The organism is Paenibacillus sp. JT22N15 (assembly GCF_059383755.1).
The window spans coordinates 76,743-96,148 of the sequence record NZ_JBXENV010000002.1 but is presented as its reverse complement, the minus strand read 5'-3'; the positions used below and the strand labels follow the sequence as shown (position 1 = coordinate 96,148).

Sequence of the window (19,406 nt, the reverse complement as noted above, 5' to 3'; positions counted from 1 at the left end):
CAGTATTTACACTGCTTTGGGACGGCCTTTGTTTTGATTAAACAGCAGCTCCATCAGAAATTTGAGCAATTTGTTCATTAAGCTGACCGCTGCATAAACCGCCATGATAGCAAATAACATGCTGGATGGGGTAATCTGCAAGCGCTTTGAGCGATTGCAGCGCCATTCCATAATCGAGCGTGGCAGCAAATGCAGGAGGGGCAAGCTTGCCATTTTCTGCGATCAGCGCATCTCCGGCTATTAATGTTTGGCTCGCGTGATGATATAAGCTGATATGTCCGGGTGTATGTCCCGGCGTATTAATAATGCTGATGCCGCCGCATACATCAAGCTTGTCGCCGCCCAGCAGCTCCGCTGTCACATTTGCGTGGGGCGGATGCTCGAGCATTTTTCGAAAAGCGGCGCGGAATGCAGCGGGCGTTTCCGGCGGAAACATCAGGTCGAGGTTCGCGAGCGCCTCGTCGGTTATTTTGAGCAGACGCTTGCGTCCTTCGATGTAGGGCTTCTCGATGTCGCTGCTCCATACACGCGGAGCGTAATCAGCCTGCTCAATGACAGCTGGCAGACTGCCAATATGATCGATATCTTGATGGGTAAGTACGATGTCGGTTATTTGCTCGAGGAGAACGCCTTCTTGTGCTGCGGCCTCCTGAATCAATGGAAGCTGCCCAGGGTGGGCAGTGTCTATAAGGATTTGGCGATCATTATCCCAAATAAGGGTAGGGTAAATCGTTGTGGATTTTCCCATGATGGCAGCTGTAATCTCCAGCATGGCAATGCCTTTTGCAAGTAGCATACGATCCCTCCGATCAACATCAGCTCAGATTGTGCTTGGCCAAGCTTTTATATCATAAGGGATAAATACAGGGGTGTAAATAATAAAATATTATATTATACCATATAAAAATATTTTTGTCAATATACAAATGAGGTGGCCGCTAAGCGGGGTGGAGGGGCGCGGATTATGATATGATAGTTGGAAAGGGCGGCTTTTCCAAGTGTTATATGGTAGGAGAAGCTGGCTTGGAACAACTATTTCTGATGTAAAGTAGGTTATTGCGATGCATTTATTATCAGTCGAACATATTACGAAAAGCTACGGGGAAAAAATGCTGTTCGAGGACGTTACCTTCGGTCTCGAGGAGGGTGACAAAATCGGCATTATCGGCGTCAATGGAACGGGCAAATCGACGTTTCTTAAAGTGATTGCCGGGCTTGAGCCGGCCGATGCAGGTAACATTTCCATCGGGAATCGGGTGACCATTCGCATGCTGTCGCAGGATCCGGTGTTTGCGCCGGGAGAGACGGCGCTTGAGCATGTGCTCGGCGGCGATTCGCCGCAGCAGCGTGCTGTGCGCGAGCATGTGGAGGCGCTTGAAGCGCTGGAGCTTCATCCAAGTGACGAGGCGCTCCAGCAAAGGTTGATTAAAGCGAACCAGCGGATGGATGAATTCGACGCTTGGACGCTGGAGAGTGAAGCGAAGATTGCGCTCGCTAAGCTTGGCATTCTTCATTTTGACGAGAAGGTCGAGACGTTTTCCGGTGGACAGCGCAAGCGGGTAGCGATGGCGGCGGCTTTGCTCCAGCCTTCGGACATTTTGATTTTGGACGAGCCGACGAACCATATTGACAATGATTCGGTCGCTTGGCTGGAAGGCATGCTGCAAAAGCGCAAAGGCGCACTGCTTATGATTACCCATGATCGCTATTTCCTTGATCGGGTCAGTAATCGGGTTATTGAGCTGGACGGCGGACGTGCTTATTTCTATGAAGCGAACTACAGCCGCTTTCTAGAGCTTAAGCTGGAGCGGGAAGAGCGCGAGGCGGCAACAGAAAGCAAACGCAAAAACCTGCTGCGCAGCGAGCTGGCCTGGATTAGGCGCGGAGCCAAGGCGAGAACGACGAAGCAGAAGGCGAGAATTGATCGCTTCGAGGACTTGAAGGCGCAGGCGCCTAAGCAAAGCGCGGGAAAAATGGATGTATCGGTTGCCTCGACTCGCCTCGGACGCAAAATCGTCGAGCTTGAAAAGGTGACGAAACGTTTTGGCGAGCGGACGCTCATTCGCGATTTCAGCTATATTGCCGTACCGGAGGACCGTGTAGGCATTATCGGACGCAATGGCAGCGGCAAATCTACGCTGCTTAAGCTGATTGAGGGCAGGCTGCAACCGGATGAAGGTACAGTTGAACTGGGCCTCACCGTTAATCTCGGCTGGTTCTCGCAGGAGCATGAAGAGATGGACGAGTCGCTGCGCGTCATTGAATTTATCCGCGAAGGTGCGGAGCAGGTGAAGACGGCGGATGGCTCGCTCATTTCAGCAGGGCAAATGCTGGAGCGGTTTTTGTTCCCTCCTGCGATGCAATGGAGCCTGATCAGCAAGCTGTCAGGCGGCGAGAAGCGCCGTCTCCAACTGCTTCGCGTGCTGATGAAGGCGCCGAACGTGCTCCTTCTCGATGAGCCGACGAATGATTTGGACATTGCGACTTTGGCCGTATTGGAAGATTATTTGGATGATTTTCCGGGCGTCGTATTCGTCGTATCCCATGATCGTTACTTCCTTGACCGGACAGTCGATAAAATTTTATCCTTTGAGGATGGCGTCATTACGCAGCATACAGGCAACTATAGCGAATATCAGGAGTTTGTAGAAAAGTATGGCTCGGCGGCGGCTGGTACATCGCCAGCAACAGGTGGCGCCTCGGCGGGCGGAAGTACGAAATCTGCTGCTGGGGCAGGCTCGGCGAGCGCTGCTGGAAGCAAGAGTGCGGCGGGGGAATCAAACGCAAAAGCCGGAACGGGCGGCGGCAAGGAACGTGCGCTCAAAATGTCCTACAAGGATCAAAAGGATTTTGAGCAAATTGACGGTTGGATTGAGCAGGCTGAAAATGATCTTGCGCACATTGTACAGCGCATGGAGGAATCCGGCAGCGATTCGGTGCTGATTCAGCAGCTATCGGAGGAGCAGCAGCAGCTTGAAGAAAAGCTGGAGCAGCTCATGGAGCGCTGGACTGAGCTTAACGAGCTTGCGGAGCAAATTGCTGCTCAGAAGAAGGTTTAATTAAAAGCGAGCCTATAAAACGGGAGAGGGAGATGGAGATGTTTTCAGAAGTACGCAACATTTATTGTATTGGGCGGAATTATCGTTTGCATGCATTAGAGCTGGGCAATGAGGTGCCTGAATCGCCAATGGTATTTACAAAGCCGACTCATGCGCTTGTGCCGATGGATGGCAGCGTAGTGGAGCTGCCGGGCGATCAAGGCGAGGTGCATTTCGAGCTGGAGCTGGTGCTGCGAGTGGGCCGGGCGCTTGAGCCGGGCATGGAACCTGATGCATGCATCGACGGTTTAGCGCTGGGGCTTGATATGACGCTTCGCGATGTGCAAAGCAAGATCAAGGCCAAAGGCCAGCCATGGCTTCCGGCCAAAGGCTTCAAAGGCTCCGCTCCCCTTGGCGCATGGCTGCCGTATCCTGGTGCGGAAGCGCTGAAGGCGCATGATTTTGCGCTGCTTCGCAATAATGAAGAAGCACAGCATGGCAATTCTTCCGATATGCTGTTTGATATTGGCACGCTGCTCCGGCATATTAATGACAACTACGGACTTGGGCCCGGTGATCTTATTTTTACCGGAACGCCAGCAGGTGTTGCGGCCTTGCAGGATGGCGACAAACTCTCGGCATTGTGGCAAGGCAAAGAAGTGGCTAGCTGTTCAATTAAGCTCAAATAATCGGTCGGATTCAAGCAACTAAAAAACCTTCAAACCCGCGCAGGTCGCAGAGTTTGAAGGTTTTTTTGCGTCGCAGCCTGCCCTTGGGGGAGAGGCTGTGACAGCTAATTATGTGGTTCGCCTATACGTTTAGGCGGCCTGATTTTTTTTGAATTAAGCGTTAAAAGCTTTCAGCATCCATACATGCTTCTCAAGCGCGGTGTGAATCGCAAGCAGCATATCGGCTGTCGTCTCATCATTCGCTTCTTGCGCAATCGACATGCCGGCTTTGAGCTCCTCGATAATCGTCGAGAAGTCCGTTATAAGAGACTCAACCATAGCAGTAGCGGTTTCTTTGCCTGTAGCATCTTTGATGGAAGCCGTCTCCATATATTCTTTCATTGTTGCGACAGGCTTGCCTTCCAGTGCAAGCAGGCGCTCAGCCAGCTCATCCACATTCAAAGCGGCCTCTTCATAAAATTCCTGAAACTTCACGTGCAGGGTGAAAAATTGCGAGCCCTTCACATACCAATGGAAGTTGTGCAATTTAATATAAAGGACACTCCAGTTAGCGATTTGTTTATTTAAGACCTCATGTGTTTTTTTCATGATCGTTCATCCTTTCGTTTCCTGATTTTATGTTTCGTAAAGAGCAGCTTGTTTGGCGAGAACGCAACGGCTGGAATGGCTGTTGTTTAATTTATAATAATTACTTATTTATAATTATTACAAATAACAAGCGTTTTGTCAAGCTCGCCTCACTGCATTCATCCGATAACATACTATAAACGTCCGGGCATTATTTTAAACAAGCTGCTAAACAAACAGGGCTATTTTATGCGTTTCATTGTCTTTTTAACCAAAGGCGGTATCCGCCATAAGACAAGGCGAAAAAAGCGGCGTACACGCCCGCGAATAAGGTGAAGCTGGCCCAATCTTTAAACATATTTTGTCCCATATAAGCAAATAGCAGCATAAACGGGATTTTGCCAAGAGCCGAGGCAACGGCATAAGGAAGCAGCCGTACAGAAGTAACCGCGGGATAAATATTGACGACCATATGCGGAATGATCGGAATTAATCGTGCTGTCAAAATCGTCAGAAACGGCCGTTTTTCCATCGTGGCCTGAAGCTTGTCCAGTTGGCTGAATTTATGGAGGAAAGCTTGTCCTTGCTCGCGGAAGAGATAGCGAGCTAGCAAAAAAACGATGATAGCAGCAAGTGAAGCAGCCAGCCAGCTAATCAATGCCCCGAGCAGCGGACCGTACATAAAACCGAGTAAGGCAATCATGATTTTGAACGGAACGACAGGCACGAGTACGAGAAACAGAGCGACGAGAAAGACGATAAATACAGAGGGCGTGTCATTTTGCAGCCAATCGAGCAGATTGTTTTTGTATATAAAAACGGTGGCGAGCAGTAAAGCATAAATAATGGCGGAAACCCATTTCAACATAACTATCTCCTTTAGCATGTCCTAAGCGGTACTTCTTTAATCTTAGCCTTTGCATAGTAACGGGTGCAACAAAGGATAGTGTGCAAACGCCAGTACTACATAAACTTGGTACTAGCTGGATGCTGGCCTTTCGCTAAAATAAGGGGAAAAAGCCTATGAGGCATAAAAGGGGAAGCATTCGTTGAAAGAGAGAGATTGGAGTACGATTATTTTAGCTACGATACTTATTAGCTTTCCAATTATGTTCTTTACTTGGCTCACTTCTGGAGTCGTCATTTTTTTAACAGGCTCTAAGATATATGGAGCATTAGTCATCACGGCTTCTGCGCTTATAAGTATCTTTTATTTTCTAGCTTATATTGATGTGCTAAAAGAAAAGGTTTTCTGGTCATTGTGCGGTTCAGCTATTCTAATCATTGCAATTTCATTTGTCATCGGCTGGCGTTATGAACAATACATAGAGAAGCTGAAAATCATCGATGATCAGGCGATAAATATGAGAGATTATGAACCTTTCCGAGAGGGAACGAAGGTGGTATCGCTGCCAGAGCTGGCAACGCTCAAAATCCGCAGCAAGCTGCCGCATCTGGATGGCTCAACCGCCCTATATCCGATGTATGCGGCATTCGTTCAGGCGGTATATAAGCAAAAGGAATATTCCTACTATGAGCAAGACAGCGAGGTTCAGGTGAACGGCACGGAGGATGCGTATAATCGTCTAATTGAAGGTGATGTCGATCTTATTTTTGCACCTGCACCGTCCAAGGATCAGGAAGCTCAGGCGAAAGCGGCGGGTGTGGAGCTTGCGCTGACGCCGATTGGCTATGAGGCTTTTATCTTTTTCGTAAACAGCCGCAATGAGGTGCAGGACTTGACGCTGGAACAGATTCAAAGCATATATGCCGGAGAAGTGACGAACTGGAAGCAGGTTGGGGGAGTGAATGAGAAGATACGGCCGTTCCAGCGCCGAGAGAATAGCGGCAGCCAGACGATGCTGCAAAAAATCATGAAGGATAAGCAGCTGATGGAGCCTGCGAAAGAGGATATAAATTCCGGAATGGGTGATATCATTAAACAAACCGCAAACTACCGCAATTATAAAAATGCGATCGGCTTTTCGTTCCTTTTCTACGCCACCGAAATGGTGCAGGAGCAGCAAATCCATTTGCTGAAAATAAACGGCGTGGAAGCGAACCGCGAGAATATTAGAAACGGTACATATCCGCTTACGGCGCCATTTTATGCGATTACCGCAGGCACTGACAACCCTAAAGTACAGCCGCTTGTTGACTGGATTTTATCGCCGCAGGGGCAATATTTGATTGAGAAAACGGGGTATACGCCGCTGAATCCGTAATATGTATTTTGTAACGAACGGGCATTACAAGGGCGTGTATGCGAGCATGAGCGAGCCAGATACTGATCGGAATTAGCATCAAGCGTATTCCCGCATCAACCAGGAATGAAACCCCTTATGGATGTGATCCGGATTTGATCCTACGTGCGAAAAGGCAGCTTCATATTTTCGTTGTAGTGGCTTCCGCCCTGCGGAAGATAGACTTTGGTGGACACAGCAGCCGCTATTTCAACAGAATCACGGGTTTAGGATATTACGTGGACACAGGAGCCGCTAATGCGCTGTCCATCCCCATTTTGACGGGATTTTTAGGGCGATAACGGATCTCCTGTCCGCTTAAACCCTGAAATCGAATAAAAATCCATAATAGCGGAATCTCTGTCCTTCAAAAATAAAGTGCGCGCCCCAAGCTCAGCTATCAGCACTTAAATCAAAATGAAACCTGCTTAATTTTTAATGGAATTAACCATCTTGGAAAAACAAGTTTCACTACGTATGCTCAAATAAGCTGGTTTCTGTCGAAAGCTTAAGGTAGTGCCACTTTCTAGCCATCATGCTTTTTTATCCTTCATTCAGCCCTTCTTTACAGGAACATGCATCGAGGATTCCCGGACGATCAACCGATGCGGAATAATGGTGCTGGACTGGTGAATCGGCTCGTCTTGGATGAGGCGGACAAGCTTCTGCGAGGCGGTGTAGCCAAGCTGATAAGTGCCGATATCGGTGGAGCTGATCGGAGGCGTGGCAAGCTCTGAGAGGGCGATATTGTTAAAGCTTACGATGCAGATATCGTCTGGAACGGAATAGCCAAGCTCCGTTAATCCACGCAGAACACCGAAGGCGACTACATCATCAATGACGATGAGCGCGGTAGGGCGATCAGGCATTTCCATCAGAAAAGACATCGCTCGAAAACCGCTTTCCTGCAAAAACTCCCCCTCAACGACCCATTCCGAGTTCAGCTTCAGCCCAGCGTTAGCTAAAGCTTGGCGATACCCCTCCATTCGGTCGTAAGAAACGGTCAAATTCCGCGGTCCACTGACAAAGCCGATTCGCTCATGGCCCTGCAAAATCAAATGCTGGGCCGCATCATAAGCCGCCTGCACATTATTGTTGTTGACCGTTAAAATATGCGGATTCGAATCGTCTGTACGCCCAATTAGCACGCTCGGAAATCGCTGCTCATTCAAATATTGAATAAGCGGATCTTTCACGCGGGCGGATAAAAGAATGACGCCATCAACCCGGCGCCCTAGGACGAGCCGGGATACCGTTTCAATTTCATCATGCTCGCCTGTGGCGGTGGTAAGCAGCATGTCATAGCCGGCTCTGGTGGAATGGGTCAGTATGCCCCGCAGTAGCTCCCCGAAGAAAAAGTCCTGGAACAGCTCCTCCGCAGGCCTTGGCAGCATAATAGCCAGTGTATTGGTTGTCTTGGAGACGAGGCTTTTAGCCATTGCATTCGGATGATAGCCCATTTCCGCCATAATGCGTTTTACTTTATCTGCGGTTTCTTTACTGATGCGAGGGTGCTTGGAGACGACTCTTGAAACGGTCGAAGGAGACACTCCTGCCGCTTTTGCAATATCTTTTATCGTTACCATCGTTTAATCGGGCTCCTGTCACTTGAACTATGCAATCGTTTGAACACTACAGTTACATGTTAATGCAAGCGCTATCGAAAAGTAAATACGCCTGCATCACAAAAGTGGAAAAATGATGAAATTATAAGCAAATGGAAGGAAAATGCAGTGAACAAGCGAAACAAATGGATAATTCCAGCAATTTGAGCTGTGCAAACGTTTTAACAAACCTTTGTCCATATTGTATGATGAATTCATTAATCAAGCGCTTACATCGCAATTATCGAATAGACTCAAGCTATTTTATTGATTTCAAGCTGCTTGAATACTTTTCGCACGATCATTTGTACAAACGTTTGCACAAAACAGGAGGAAACGTTTGAAGCATCGGTATCGGTAGGCGTGCAACAGAGGCAACACATTATGGAGGGGGATTTTTAATGATGAAAAAGTGGTTGGGAGTATTAATCGTCTGTGTGCTCGTATTTACTTTGGCGGCATGCGGCAATACGGGAAAAGGCAGCAATAATGCGATTACGCCGGAAGCTTCTTCGCCGCCTGCAGAGTCTGGTGGAAATAATGCGGTGACTGAGGAAGAAGGCGAGCTGCTGCCGGAGGATGGAGCAAGTCTCATCATCTGGGAAGGCAAATCCCAGCGCAATTTTGTAGAAGCGTTAGCGCAAGAGTTTACGGAGCAATACGGCGTTCCAGTCAAGCTGGAGGAGGTCGAAAATCCCGATCAGGTGACGAAGCTGACTACGGATGGGCCGGCAGGGCTGGGAGCGGACATCGTTGTATTCCCGCATGATCAGATCGGGCGCGCCGCTTCTGCGGGTCTCGTGCTGCCGAATGATTGGTTCGGAGAAGAAACGGCAAGCGAAAATGATCCCAATGCAGTAAGCGCGGTAACTTTTGAGGACATCCTATATGGCTATCCCCGTTCCGTTGAAACGTATGCGCTGCTTTACAACAAAAAGCTCGTTTCAACCCCTCCGAAAACGTTTGACGAGGTCATCGCTTTCAGCAAAACGTTTAATGATCCGAAAAAAAATAAATATACGATTATGTGGGAGCTTCAGCAATTTTATTATGATTATGCTTTCCTTGCTACTACGGGGGGATATATGTTCGGCAGTAATAATACAGATAAAGAGGACATTGGCCTAAACAATGAGGCGGCTGTCGAGGGCGCCAAGTTCCTTGCTTCGTTGAAAGAAAGCCTGCTGCCGCTCAATACAGGAGATATTACTTTTGATATAAAAAAGGGACTGTTCATCGAAGGCTCCTTGGCGATGGATATTAATGGACCATGGTCACTCGCGGATTACAAGGCGGCCGGAATGGATCTTGGCGTAGCGCCGCTGCCATCGATTGGCGGGAAGCCGATGAGCTCTTTCTCTGGCGTTCAAGGCTATTATGTAAACGCGTTTACGAAATATCCGAATGCGTCGAAGCTGTTTGCACGATTCCTGTCTACGAAAGAGTCGCAGCTTCGCAACTTTGAAATGAACGGCACGATTCCGGCAAATTTAGAAGCTGTTCAGGATCCTAAAATTCAAAACGATGAAATTACGAAAGCCTTCTATGAGCAATTTTCGCATTCTACGCCAATGCCAGCTATCCCGCAAATGGCAAGTGTATGGGGGCCGATTACAGCAGGCATCGCTGATATTTGGGACGGGGGAAAAGATGTGAAAGCGACTCTCGACAACTCGGTAGCGCAAATTAAAGATGCTATTGCCAATCAATAGAACGATAGCGACAGCTTGTTTTCACCCGCCGGAGGAGCAGCGGCGGGTGATTTTTAGTCGGAGGGAGGCCGGAGCGCAATGAAGCAGCATCGCACAATTGCTGTACTATTATCGATCGTGCTGCAAGGTTTAGGACAAATTTATAACCGGCAGTGGTTAAAGGGCATTCTTTTTATGCTGATAGAAGTGGCGGGCTGCATCTATATTGCTCCACGACTTGGTGGGGCGATCTGGGGCCTTGTTACATTAGGAGAGAAGACGCAGAAATTCGTAAAGGTTGGCAAAGTGGCGCAAATGGTCAAGGGCGACCACTCGATTTTTTTAATATTGGACGGGTTGATTATTTTATTTCTCGTATTTGTGCTGCTGGGCGTGTACGTGTGGAATATCGCGGATGCATATCGCAATGGCAAGCTGCGGGATGAGAAGAAGGCTGTAAACACGTTCAGGCAATCGTATGAGCATGCTACGACCTTTTATTTTCCTTATTTTATGCTGGCGTTTCCGGCGCTGGGCGTCCTTTTTTTCACGATTATGCCTATCGTATTTACGGTCATGCTCGCTTTTACAAACTATTCTGCTCCTGATCATATTCCGCCGGCGAAGCTTGTCGATTGGGTAGGGTTCAAGACGTTTGTCGATCTTGTGAAAATGAAGTCATGGAGCCACACATTTGTTGGCGTGCTAATCTGGACGATTATTTGGGCCGTGCTGGCGACGGTTACGACTTATTTTGGCGGAATTCTCGTTGCTCTGTTAATCGAGCAGAAAGGTATTCGCTTCAGGAAGCTGTGGCGCACGATTTTTATTATTCCGTATGCGATTCCGCAGCTCATTTCCTTATTGGTGATGAAAAATTTGTTTAATGGCCAATTCGGGCCGATTAATCAATATTTAGGCTACTTTGGGCTTGGCGGACTGCCGTGGCTGACCGATCCTTTCTGGGCCAAGGTGACGGTCATTACCGTCAATATGTGGATTGGCATACCTGTCAGCATGGTGCTTATTCTGGGCATTTTGACTTCAATTCCGCGTGATTTATACGAGGCTGCTGATGTGGATGGGGCGTCGACGCTGCAAAAATTCCGCATTATTACGATGCCGTTTATTTTGTTTTCAACGATGCCGATTTTGATCATGCAGTTTGCAGGCAATATTAATAACTTTAATGTGATTTTCCTCCTGACGGGAGGCAATCCAGCGAAGGGTGATTATCAGTTTGCCGGGGCGACCGATCTGCTGATTACTTGGCTGTATAAGCTGACGCTCGATAACAATAAATATAATGTGGCTTCCGCCGTTGGCATTATTATCTTTTTAATCGTAGCTATTTTCTCGATCTGGAATTTCCGACGCTCGAAATCGTTCAAAGAGGAGGATATGATCCAATGAGGAAATGGAAAAATAACGTCCGTCTAACCTTGAGCTATGCGCTGCTGCTGTTGATCTCGGCAGTCGCAATTTATCCGGCGCTATGGGTCGTGTTGTCTTCGCTGCGTCCGGGGGGCTCGCTGTACAGTGAGCATTTTTGGCCCAGACAATTTACGCTTGTCCATTATGCGGAGCTGTTTACGAGCAAGGCCTATCTATATGGCACATGGTATTTGAATACGCTGAAAATTGCCGTCGTCACGATGATTTTATCGACGATACTCGTTACGCTCAGCATGTACGCCTTATCGCGTTTCCGCTTTCGCGGACGCAAGACAGCATTGACGGTTATGCTGGTGCTCGGGATGTTTCCGAGCTTTATGAGCCTCATTGCGATCTACATTATATTGCTGCAATTAAATTTGCTTGATACGCATATGGCGCTTATTCTCGTCTATTCGGCTGGGGCCGCGCTAGGCGGATTTATTGTAAAGGGCTTTTTTGATACGATTCCCCGCAGCTTGGATGAAGCGGCCAGAATCGATGGAGCATCGCATTTGCAGGTATTTGCGAAAATCATGCTGCCGCTGTCAAAGCCAATGCTCACCTACGTGGCGCTGACCTCGTTTACTGGCGTATGGGGCGACTTTATTTTCGCAAGGCTGGTGCTGCGTACGAAGGAAAACTGGACAGTGGCAGTGGGAATGTGGGATTTGGTCAATTCGCTGCAAAATAGCAATTTCACGATGTTCGCTGCTGGCTCCGTGCTGATTGCGATACCGATTACGCTGCTCTTCATCTTTCTCCAGCGGTTTCTCGTGCAGGGACTCACATCTGGCGCTTCGAAGGGGTAAGGCGATGGGGATTAGAGCCGATGATGGAAAGTACGCCAGCGTTAAAGAGGCATGTCTAGCTGCTCTTATTCTGTTGCCGCTGCTGTTGCTCGTTGCCGCTTGCAGCTCCGACTCTGGCTTCAGCTCCAGCCCCAGTTCTAGTTCTAGTTCTAGTTCTAGTTCTAGTTCTAGTGACAGCGACAGCCCCAGCCCCACGCCCAGCTCAGAAGTAGGCAGCTATGAAGTGGATGAACAGCCCTCCACTGTGTATTATGAAATATTCGTGCGGTCGTTCTATGATACGAATGGCGACGGCATTGGCGATCTGAACGGTGTAACCGCAAAGCTGGATTATTTGAAGCAGCTTGGCATAGGGGGGATTTGGCTTATGCCCATTCAGCCCTCGCCAAGCTATCATGGCTATGATGTGACAGACTATTATGCGATAAATCCCGATTATGGGACGATGGAGGATTTGCACAAGCTTCTGGAAGAGGCACATGAGCGAAATATTAAGGTCATTATGGATTTGGTCGTAAACCATACAAGCACGGAGCATCCGTGGTTTAAGGAAGCAGTGGCAGATGCTGCAAGCCCTTATCGCAGCTGGTATCATTTTGCTGAACAGGATGAGCGGGTGCAGTTGGACGGGGCCGTTGGGAGCAATCCTTGGCACGCTGCCGGGAGCGGCCGTTATTTGGGTGTTTTTTGGGAAGGGATGCCGGATTTGAATTTTGATGAGCCTGCCGTAAGGGACGAGATAATCCAGATTGGGCAGTTTTGGCTCGAGCAGGGCCTTGATGGCTTTCGGCTTGACGCAGCCAAACATATTTATGGCGATTTTGCTTCGACGGTTAACCGTGATGCTGTGAAAAATAACAACCAGCGCTGGTGGCAGCAATTTCGCAGCGGACTTGCGAAGGTGAACCCAGGCGTCTTTCTCATTGGCGAGGTATGGGATTCAGTGACGATTGTTGCGCCCTATTTGGATCGGGCATTTGATTCGGCTTTTAACTTTGACTTGGCGGGGAGCTTGCTGCGCGCAGCGAGTTATGAGAGTGACCCGGATGCTGCTTTTTCCCTGAATCGGGCCTATAAGCTGTATGGAGATGCCTCTGGAGGGGCGTTTGCTGATGCTCCTTTTCTGAGCAACCATGATCAAAATCGTGTGATGTCACTGTTGAACGGAAATGCAGCGCATGCCAAAACGGCGGCCTCTTTACTGCTGACACTGCCCGGCAATCCCTTCATTTATTATGGGGAAGAAATCGGCATGAAGGGCATGAAGCCAGATGAGCATATTCGCGAGCCGATGCTTTGGTACTCCGCATTAAGTGGCGGTGAAGGGCAAACGACATGGGAACGTTCCAGCTCAAATGCCAACCCGAATGCAATATCTGTGGAAGCACAGCTCAACGACGAACAATCGCTGCTGGCGCATTATCAAATGCTGATTGGCTGGCGCAATGAGCTGCCGGCTCTGCGGGACGGCGGCATAGAGGAATATCGTCTTGATCCGCCATTGAGGCAGATTAGCTCGTATATAAGGGCAACTGCTAAGGAACGGGTGCTCGTGCTTATTAACTTGTCCAATGAGCAGCAGATTGCCGAGCTGCATGAGCAGGAGCCGTTCGGCTTATTCGATAAGGTGATACGCGCGAGCCATAAAGAGGTGGAGATTCAAGAAGGGCTCATAAGCTTGCCGCCATACAGTGTGATTATTGTAAAATGAGGCGACTGGAGTGGGGCTGAGTTTAAGGCAGCCTTGCTTGAAACGTAACCGCGCTTGAAGCGAAACTGTGAAAAAGGAGAAAAACAGGCGAGTTTGCTGCCTGTCTTTCTCCTTTTTAAGGTTAAAAATAAAGCTTACGCCTGCTGCTATTCGCCTGCTGCTATTACAGCTTTTGTTGCAGCAGCACCTCATAGCCATAAGCTGGCAGCTGCAGTGTGATACTGCTGGACTCTGCATATCGGGTTTGTTCGGTATGATGAAGCAGAGGCACCCACTCATAACGCCCGCTTAGCGCTTGGGCGGCTTCTGTTGCTGTTGCTGCTTCTGCTGAGGCTCCTGCTGCAGGCAAATCGCCAATTCTGCTCGTTATTCCGTTCACTGATGTGCTTTCTAACGTGCTGCTGGCCTTACTGCTCCTCGTGCTTGCCGCTCTCCGATCTACGCTGCTTTCGTCTGCACTTGCGGCGACCTCCCGCGAAGCTTCCTTGACCGCTTTATCGTCTAAGCAAATGCTAACCTCAGCCGGTTCGGCTCCGGCATTCATCGCGATAACGATTCGCTCGTCGCCTGAACGGCGCTCATAAACGATGATGCGCCCTGTTTCATCGGCTTGGATGAAGCGAATGTCCGCACCGCGAAGAGCGGCATGGCTGCGCCGCAGAGCGATCGCTTGCTTAAAGAAATCAAGCAGCGCAGCGTTCTGTCCCTCTGACTCCCACACCATGCATTTGCGGCATTCGGGATCGCCGCCGCCATTTAAGCCGATTTCATCGCCATAATAAATGCACGGGACGCCGGGATAGGTCAGCTTGAACAGGGTGGCCAGCTTCATCGCGCCAAGCTCATCTCCGCAAACTGTCAATAGTCGTGGCGTATCGTGGCTGCCTAGCAAATTGAAAGCCGTCTCGGTTACCTGCTGCGGATAAGCGGCGAGCTGAGCGCCAAGCGCATTAGCGAAGGTGGAAGCATCCATTGTCTGATAAGCGAAAAAGTCGAGTACAGCATTCGTGAACGGGTAATTCATGACGGCGTCGAATTGATCGCCCTGCAGCCACATAATCGAATCATGCCAAATTTCACCGAGGATGTAGGCTTCGGGATTCGCTTTTTTCACAACGGCTCGGAACTCGCGCCAAAACTGATGGTCCACCTCATTAGCGACATCGAGCCGCCAGCCGTCGATTCCGATTTCTTCAATCCAGTAGCGGGCGGCCTTAAACAAGTATTCCTTAACATCGGGATGCTCGGTATTGAGCTTTGGCATCAGCGGCTCGAAGGCGAACGTCTCGTAGGTCGGTATGCGGTCAACTACACGCAAAGGCCATTCCCGCACATGAAACCAATCAGCGTAAGGTGATTCCGCACCGCGCTCAAGCGCATCCACGAACGGTGGAAATGTTCTTCCGGAATGATTGAAGACCGCATCCAGCAGCACGCGTATGCCCCGCTGATGGCAGGCGTCCACCAGCTCCTTGAGCTTCTCATTCGTACCGAAATGCGCATCTACCTTCATATAATCCGCGGTATCGTATTTATGGTTAGTCGTAGCTTCAAATAAAGGATTGAAATAAATAGCGTTTATTCCAAGCTCGCCGAGGTAGTCCAGATGGTCAATGACCCCCTGAAGATCGCCTCCAAAAAAATTGCGTGGAGTCGGATCGCCGCCCCAAGCCTCAGTCACTTTAGGATTCAAAGCAGCATCGCCGTTTGCGAACCGCTCGGGAAAAATTTGATAAAATACAGCATCCTTCACCCATGCAGGAGGGGCAAATACATCAATTGGATTAATATACGGATAGTCAAAAAAGCTGTTCGAGTTTTCTGGCATCGCTCCATGAAAGCCTGTTTCCGTCAAAATAAGCTGCTCCAAGCCGCTAGTCAGCTGGAAGGCGTATCGCAGCCTGCGAAAAGGCGGTATTACCGCAGCTTCCCAATAGTCGAACAAGGCGTCGGAGGATAGCAGCGACATCTCAATCAGTTCCTGGGTTTCCTTCCAGGCATATTTGTCGCCAACGATGGCGTGGACTTGGTCCATATCGCCTTTTTTGGTGCGCAGGCGGATATGCAGCGTTTTTCCGTCGTAGGCATACGCCCAGTTTTGCTTTGGTCGATGATAAATAGCTTCCAATAACATCATTCCACTCTCCTCAAGTTTAATGGCTTAAACGAGCAAGAAGAACGCAAAAAAGGTACAACCCGCACCTTTTCAGCGAGGTTGTACCTTCTCCATAATCGATCCGTATTCGATCGTAATGTGTTGGGTAGCATTGCCTTTATCTTCAGCTTTGATTATACATCTAAAAGGGAAATCATGCCATCATTTATTTAGGGAAAAAGAGCTTAAGCATGGACCGAAGCGGCATGAGCCTGGGCTTCCAGGAAACGCTCGGCGTCGAGCGCCGCCATACAGCCGCTGCCAGCAGCAGTAATCGCTTGGCGATACTGGCGATCCTGTACATCGCCACAGGCGAATACGCCAGGGATGTTCGTCTCGGAAGTTCCGGGCTTCACAATAATGTAGCCTTGCTCATCGGTGTCGATTTGACCGCCAAGGAAGCCTGTGTTCGGCGTATGCCCGATCGTAATGAACACGCCGTCTGCCTCAATCAGCTCTTCTTCGCCTGTTTCATTGTTGCGGACTTTCAGGCCCTGAAGCCCGGTATCTCCGGCTGCTACCTCGAGCGGGGTGCGATCGAGGCTCCAGGAGATTTTGTCATTGTCGCGAGCGCGGTCTTGCATGATTTTCGAAGCGCGCAGCTCGGAGCGGCGGTTAACGACCGTTACTTCCGACGCGAAGCGAGTCAGGAACACCGATTCCTCCATGGCGGAGTCGCCGCCGCCGACAACGAGAATCTTTTTGCCACGGAAAAAGAAACCATCGCAGGTTGCGCATGTGCTGACGCCGCGTCCAATGTTCTCCTGCTCGCCGGGAATGCCGAGATATTTCGCCGAAGCGCCGGTTGAAATAATGACCGATTCAGCTTGCAGCTCGCCGATTCCTTCAACATCAAGCGTATAAGGGCGTTTGCTGAAATCAACGCTTTTTACAGAGCCTGTGCGGAACGTAGCGCCGAAGCGCTGCGCTTGCTTGCGCATATTGGACATCAGCTCGCTGCCGAGAATGCCGTCAGGGAAGCCGGGAAAGTTTTCGATTTCGGTCGTTGTCGTCAGTTGGCCGCCTGGCTGCCAGCCTTCAATAACGAGCGGCTCCATGTTGGCGCGAGCCAAATAAATAGCAGCGGTTAGTCCCGCAGGTCCAGTACCGATAATAATTGTTTTATGCATAAATGATTGCCTCCATTCGATAGCTTCTGATCATAAATTCTAGTTTAAAATTATTACAATTAACGGGTACTGTCAAACATGTTCATCTTAAATTCATCTATATGTATTATGGTAAGGGAAAGTCGAACAACAGGGGTGATCCGCATGCCGAAAATATTAGTCGTAGATGACGATCCAAACATTCGTGAGCTAGTCAGCATTTTGCTGCGCCGTGAAGGTTTTCAAATTATAGAAGCACAGGATGGACAAGATGCGCTGGAGCGGCTGGAGACGGTGCTGCCGGATTTGGCTGTTATTGATGTCATGATGCCGCGCATGGACGGCTGGACCTTATGCGAAACGCTGCGCGCCTCGTATGATATGCCGCTGCTGCTGCTGACCGCTAAAGGCGAAACGGCGAATAAAGTAAAAGGCTTCGGCCTCGGAGCCGATGATTATATGGTTAAGCCATTTGAGCCGCTGGAGCTGGCTGTACGCATTAAGGCTTTGCTTAAGCGCTACCGCATCGCGGCTTCACAGACCGTGGAGCTGGGGCAGCTGATTCTCAATTTGAGTGAATTTCATGTCACGATGGCTGGCAAGCGGATAATGCTGCCGCCTAAAGAGTTTGAGCTGTTGTTCAAGCTGGCAAGCTACCCGGACAAAACGTTTTCAAGGGAACAGTTGATTGAGCAAATATGGGGCATGAACTATGAAGGGGATGAGCGGACGGTGGATGTGCATATCAAACGGCTGCGCGAGCGCTTTACCGAGGAAGAGGCGGGCATTCGGATCGTCACGATTCGCGGACTCGGCTATCGAATGGAGGAGCTTGAATGATTCGCAGCCTGTATGTTCGCGTGACCTGGACGTTTCTGGTCATTGTGGTCATCAGCATGGGCATCGCCTATTGGATGGCGGATCAAATTTTTACAAGGGATTTAAGCGGACAATTTCCTGCCCAGCTGGATCGCTCGATTGTGCGAATTGAGCAGCTGTATGCCGCTTCCTCGCCGAAGTCCTTGAGCATCTTCATCAAGCAGGTTGCAGAAATGCAAAATTTAGCGATTGTAGCCGTTGGCCATGAAGGCGAAATCATTGAGGTGGGCAAGACCAGTGCGGAAATCACACAGCTTCTAACCCCGGCAATTATCGAAAATGTTTTCGCTGGACAATTGCAAATGCTGTCCAGCGAGGAGGAGGGCGAAACCAGCCGGCCGTCGTCGCCTCCGGCTTTGGGGCGCAAAGCTGTGCTTGGCGAGAGTGATTGGGCGTTCTTCGTTCGGCCCGATCGCGTGCCGGAAATTCGCAGCTTTCAGCGCAACACCTACACCATATTGATCACCCTGCTGGTCGTCGGCTGTATTCTAATTCCGATTGCGGCCCGCTACTTGGTCAAGCCGCTGAAAATGATGACCGAAGCGACGAAGCGCATCGCCACCGGAGATTTTACTGTGCAGCTGCCTGTGCAGCGCCGGGATGAGCTCGGCAATTTGGCCGACAGCATCAATCGCATGACGGTAGGCTTGTCGCAGCTGGAGACGATGCGGCAGGATTTTGTATCCAACGTCTCCCACGAAATTCAATCGCCGCTGACCTCAATCGGCGGGTTCGCCGAGGTGCTGCGCAGCGAGCAGCTGACCGATGAGGAACGCGATCGGTACGTCGGCATTATTAAGCAGGAGAGCAGCCGCTTGTCCCGGCTGAGCGAGAATTTGCTTAAGCTGGCTTCGCTGGACTCGAAGCAGCATCCCTTTGAGCCGCGTGCGATCAGGCTGGACCGCCAGCTGCGCGACGTTGTGCTTTCATGCGAGCCGCAGTGGATGGCGAAGCGGCTCACGGTTGAGCTGCTGATGGAGGAGACGGTCATCGTCGCGGATGAAGATCAGCTGAGCCAGGTTTGGAACAATCTGCTGGCGAACAGCATGAAGTTTACGCCGGATAATGGGCATATCCGCATTACGCTGTCCGAGGAAAACGGCTGCGCAATCGTGCGTATTGCCGATAACGGTAGCGGCATTTCCCTCGCTGATCAGGAGCGGGTATTCGAACGCTTCTATAAAGCGGATGCGGCGCGGGACCGGATGAAAGGCGGCAGCGGACTGGGGCTGTCGATTGTGAAGAAAATCGTCGATATTCACGAAGGTTTAATTGAAATCGAATCCAGCGTCTTAGCCGGCGGGGGCAAAGGGACACCATCCGGCACGACGATTCGGGTTATGCTGCCGCTTCATTCAGCACTGCTGCAAGCGGCTCCGACCGCCAGCGGTGAAAATGACGTTGGCTAGCTGGAAACAGGAGCCAAGACAAGGTATGATGAGGAGAGCTCTACACGAATAATTAGCGAAAGATG

General features: G+C 49.9%; 15 protein-coding genes. 9 read left to right on the top strand and 6 right to left on the bottom strand.

Annotation, left to right across the window (positions count from 1 at the left end; genetic code table 11):
• Nucleotides 1-37 precede the first annotated feature (37 nt).
• The gene (locus AC50X8_RS04125; protein WP_494878791.1) at nucleotides 38-796 is read right to left on the bottom strand and encodes an MBL fold metallo-hydrolase; all 759 of its coding nucleotides are present in this window, start codon (nucleotides 794-796) and stop codon (nucleotides 38-40) included.
• Nucleotides 797-1,061: 265 nt separating this feature from the next.
• Here AC50X8_RS04125 and AC50X8_RS04120 point away from each other — a divergent pair, with 265 nt between their 5' ends.
• The gene (locus AC50X8_RS04120; RefSeq protein WP_494878789.1) at nucleotides 1,062-3,059 is read left to right on the top strand and encodes an ABC-F family ATP-binding cassette domain-containing protein; all 1,998 of its coding nucleotides are present in this window, start codon (nucleotides 1,062-1,064) and stop codon (nucleotides 3,057-3,059) included.
• 38 nt (nucleotides 3,060-3,097) lie between these two features.
• On the top strand, nucleotides 3,098-3,727 hold the full coding sequence (locus AC50X8_RS04115) for a fumarylacetoacetate hydrolase family protein (protein ID WP_494864885.1): 630 nt from the start codon (nucleotides 3,098-3,100) through the stop codon (nucleotides 3,725-3,727).
• 153 nt (nucleotides 3,728-3,880) lie between these two features.
• Here the strand turns inward: AC50X8_RS04115 and AC50X8_RS04110 are convergent, their stop codons facing one another.
• Nucleotides 3,881-4,315, bottom strand: a complete 435-nt coding sequence (locus AC50X8_RS04110; protein WP_056030961.1) for a Dps family protein — start codon at nucleotides 4,313-4,315, stop codon at nucleotides 3,881-3,883.
• A gap of 235 nt (nucleotides 4,316-4,550) precedes the next feature.
• Nucleotides 4,551-5,162 carry a TVP38/TMEM64 family protein gene (locus tag AC50X8_RS04105; protein WP_494878787.1) on the bottom strand — a complete coding sequence of 204 codons (612 nt, stop codon included), beginning with the start codon at nucleotides 5,160-5,162 and terminating at the stop codon, nucleotides 4,551-4,553.
• 181 nt (nucleotides 5,163-5,343) lie between these two features.
• On the opposite strand from AC50X8_RS04105, the gene AC50X8_RS04100 reads away from it, so the two are divergent.
• Complete coding sequence (locus AC50X8_RS04100) at nucleotides 5,344-6,519, top strand: PstS family phosphate ABC transporter substrate-binding protein (RefSeq protein ID WP_494878784.1); 1,176 nt, start codon at nucleotides 5,344-5,346, stop codon at nucleotides 6,517-6,519.
• A 572-nt stretch (nucleotides 6,520-7,091) separates the two neighbouring features.
• On the opposite strand, the gene AC50X8_RS04095 is transcribed toward AC50X8_RS04100, so the two are convergent.
• Nucleotides 7,092-8,123: a LacI family DNA-binding transcriptional regulator gene (locus AC50X8_RS04095; protein ID WP_056030954.1), complete on the bottom strand. Its 1,032-nt coding sequence runs from the start codon at nucleotides 8,121-8,123 to the stop codon at nucleotides 7,092-7,094.
• Nucleotides 8,124-8,545: 422 nt separating this feature from the next.
• Here AC50X8_RS04095 and AC50X8_RS04090 point away from each other — a divergent pair, with 422 nt between their 5' ends.
• From AC50X8_RS04090 to AC50X8_RS04075, 4 genes are all read left to right on the top strand, one after another.
• Nucleotides 8,546-9,853 carry a maltose ABC transporter substrate-binding protein gene (locus tag AC50X8_RS04090; protein ID WP_494878781.1) on the top strand — a complete coding sequence of 436 codons (1,308 nt, stop codon included), beginning with the start codon at nucleotides 8,546-8,548 and terminating at the stop codon, nucleotides 9,851-9,853.
• 78 nt (nucleotides 9,854-9,931) lie between these two features.
• Nucleotides 9,932-11,245, top strand: coding sequence for a carbohydrate ABC transporter permease (locus tag AC50X8_RS04085; protein WP_494878778.1), 1,314 nt, complete (start codon nucleotides 9,932-9,934; stop codon nucleotides 11,243-11,245).
• Entirely contained in the window at nucleotides 11,242-12,078 is an 837-nt protein-coding gene (locus AC50X8_RS04080; protein WP_494864851.1) for a sugar ABC transporter permease, read from the top strand. The genes AC50X8_RS04085 and AC50X8_RS04080 overlap by 4 nt, the downstream gene beginning before the upstream one ends.
• Before the next feature lie 4 nt (nucleotides 12,079-12,082).
• Nucleotides 12,083-13,789 carry an alpha-amylase family glycosyl hydrolase gene (locus AC50X8_RS04075; RefSeq protein WP_494878776.1) on the top strand — a complete coding sequence of 569 codons (1,707 nt, stop codon included), beginning with the start codon at nucleotides 12,083-12,085 and terminating at the stop codon, nucleotides 13,787-13,789.
• 163 nt (nucleotides 13,790-13,952) lie between these two features.
• Here the strand turns inward: AC50X8_RS04075 and AC50X8_RS04070 are convergent, their stop codons facing one another.
• Nucleotides 13,953-15,923 (bottom strand): glycoside hydrolase family 13 protein, encoded by a 1,971-nt coding sequence (locus AC50X8_RS04070; protein WP_494878774.1) that lies wholly within the window; start codon nucleotides 15,921-15,923, stop codon nucleotides 13,953-13,955.
• A gap of 206 nt (nucleotides 15,924-16,129) precedes the next feature.
• The gene (gene trxB / locus AC50X8_RS04065) at nucleotides 16,130-17,074 is read right to left on the bottom strand and encodes a thioredoxin-disulfide reductase (protein WP_056030942.1); all 945 of its coding nucleotides are present in this window, start codon (nucleotides 17,072-17,074) and stop codon (nucleotides 16,130-16,132) included.
• Nucleotides 17,075-17,218: 144 nt separating this feature from the next.
• Between trxB and AC50X8_RS04060 the strand changes: the two genes are divergently transcribed.
• Nucleotides 17,219-17,893: a response regulator transcription factor gene (locus tag AC50X8_RS04060; RefSeq protein ID WP_056030939.1), complete on the top strand. Its 675-nt coding sequence runs from the start codon at nucleotides 17,219-17,221 to the stop codon at nucleotides 17,891-17,893.
• Nucleotides 17,890-19,341: a sensor histidine kinase gene (locus AC50X8_RS04055; RefSeq protein ID WP_494878772.1), complete on the top strand. Its 1,452-nt coding sequence runs from the start codon at nucleotides 17,890-17,892 to the stop codon at nucleotides 19,339-19,341. The genes AC50X8_RS04060 and AC50X8_RS04055 overlap by 4 nt, the downstream gene beginning before the upstream one ends.
• Nucleotides 19,342-19,406 lie beyond the last annotated feature (65 nt).

What these genes read in the sequence shown, in the direction of transcription:
- trxB (WP_056030942.1), bottom strand. Translation starts at nt 17,074, where the DNA reads ATGCATAAAACAATTATTATCGGTACTGGACCTGCGGGACTAACCGCT.
- AC50X8_RS04105 (WP_494878787.1), bottom strand. Translation starts at nt 5,162, where the DNA reads ATGTTGAAATGGGTTTCCGCCATTATTTATGCTTTACTGCTCGCCACC.
- AC50X8_RS04085 (WP_494878778.1), top strand. Translation starts at nt 9,932, where the DNA reads ATGAAGCAGCATCGCACAATTGCTGTACTATTATCGATCGTGCTGCAA.
- AC50X8_RS04070 (WP_494878774.1), bottom strand. Translation starts at nt 15,923, where the DNA reads ATGTTATTGGAAGCTATTTATCATCGACCAAAGCAAAACTGGGCGTAT.
- AC50X8_RS04095 (WP_056030954.1), bottom strand. Translation starts at nt 8,123, where the DNA reads ATGGTAACGATAAAAGATATTGCAAAAGCGGCAGGAGTGTCTCCTTCG.
- AC50X8_RS04120 (WP_494878789.1), top strand. Translation starts at nt 1,062, where the DNA reads ATGCATTTATTATCAGTCGAACATATTACGAAAAGCTACGGGGAAAAA.
- AC50X8_RS04055 (WP_494878772.1), top strand. Translation starts at nt 17,890, where the DNA reads ATGATTCGCAGCCTGTATGTTCGCGTGACCTGGACGTTTCTGGTCATT.
- AC50X8_RS04075 (WP_494878776.1), top strand. Translation starts at nt 12,083, where the DNA reads ATGGGGATTAGAGCCGATGATGGAAAGTACGCCAGCGTTAAAGAGGCA.
- AC50X8_RS04060 (WP_056030939.1), top strand. Translation starts at nt 17,219, where the DNA reads ATGCCGAAAATATTAGTCGTAGATGACGATCCAAACATTCGTGAGCTA.
- AC50X8_RS04115 (WP_494864885.1), top strand. Translation starts at nt 3,098, where the DNA reads ATGTTTTCAGAAGTACGCAACATTTATTGTATTGGGCGGAATTATCGT.
- AC50X8_RS04110 (WP_056030961.1), bottom strand. Translation starts at nt 4,315, where the DNA reads ATGAAAAAAACACATGAGGTCTTAAATAAACAAATCGCTAACTGGAGT.
- AC50X8_RS04080 (WP_494864851.1), top strand. Translation starts at nt 11,242, where the DNA reads ATGAGGAAATGGAAAAATAACGTCCGTCTAACCTTGAGCTATGCGCTG.
- AC50X8_RS04090 (WP_494878781.1), top strand. Translation starts at nt 8,546, where the DNA reads ATGAAAAAGTGGTTGGGAGTATTAATCGTCTGTGTGCTCGTATTTACT.
- AC50X8_RS04125 (WP_494878791.1), bottom strand. Translation starts at nt 796, where the DNA reads ATGCTACTTGCAAAAGGCATTGCCATGCTGGAGATTACAGCTGCCATC.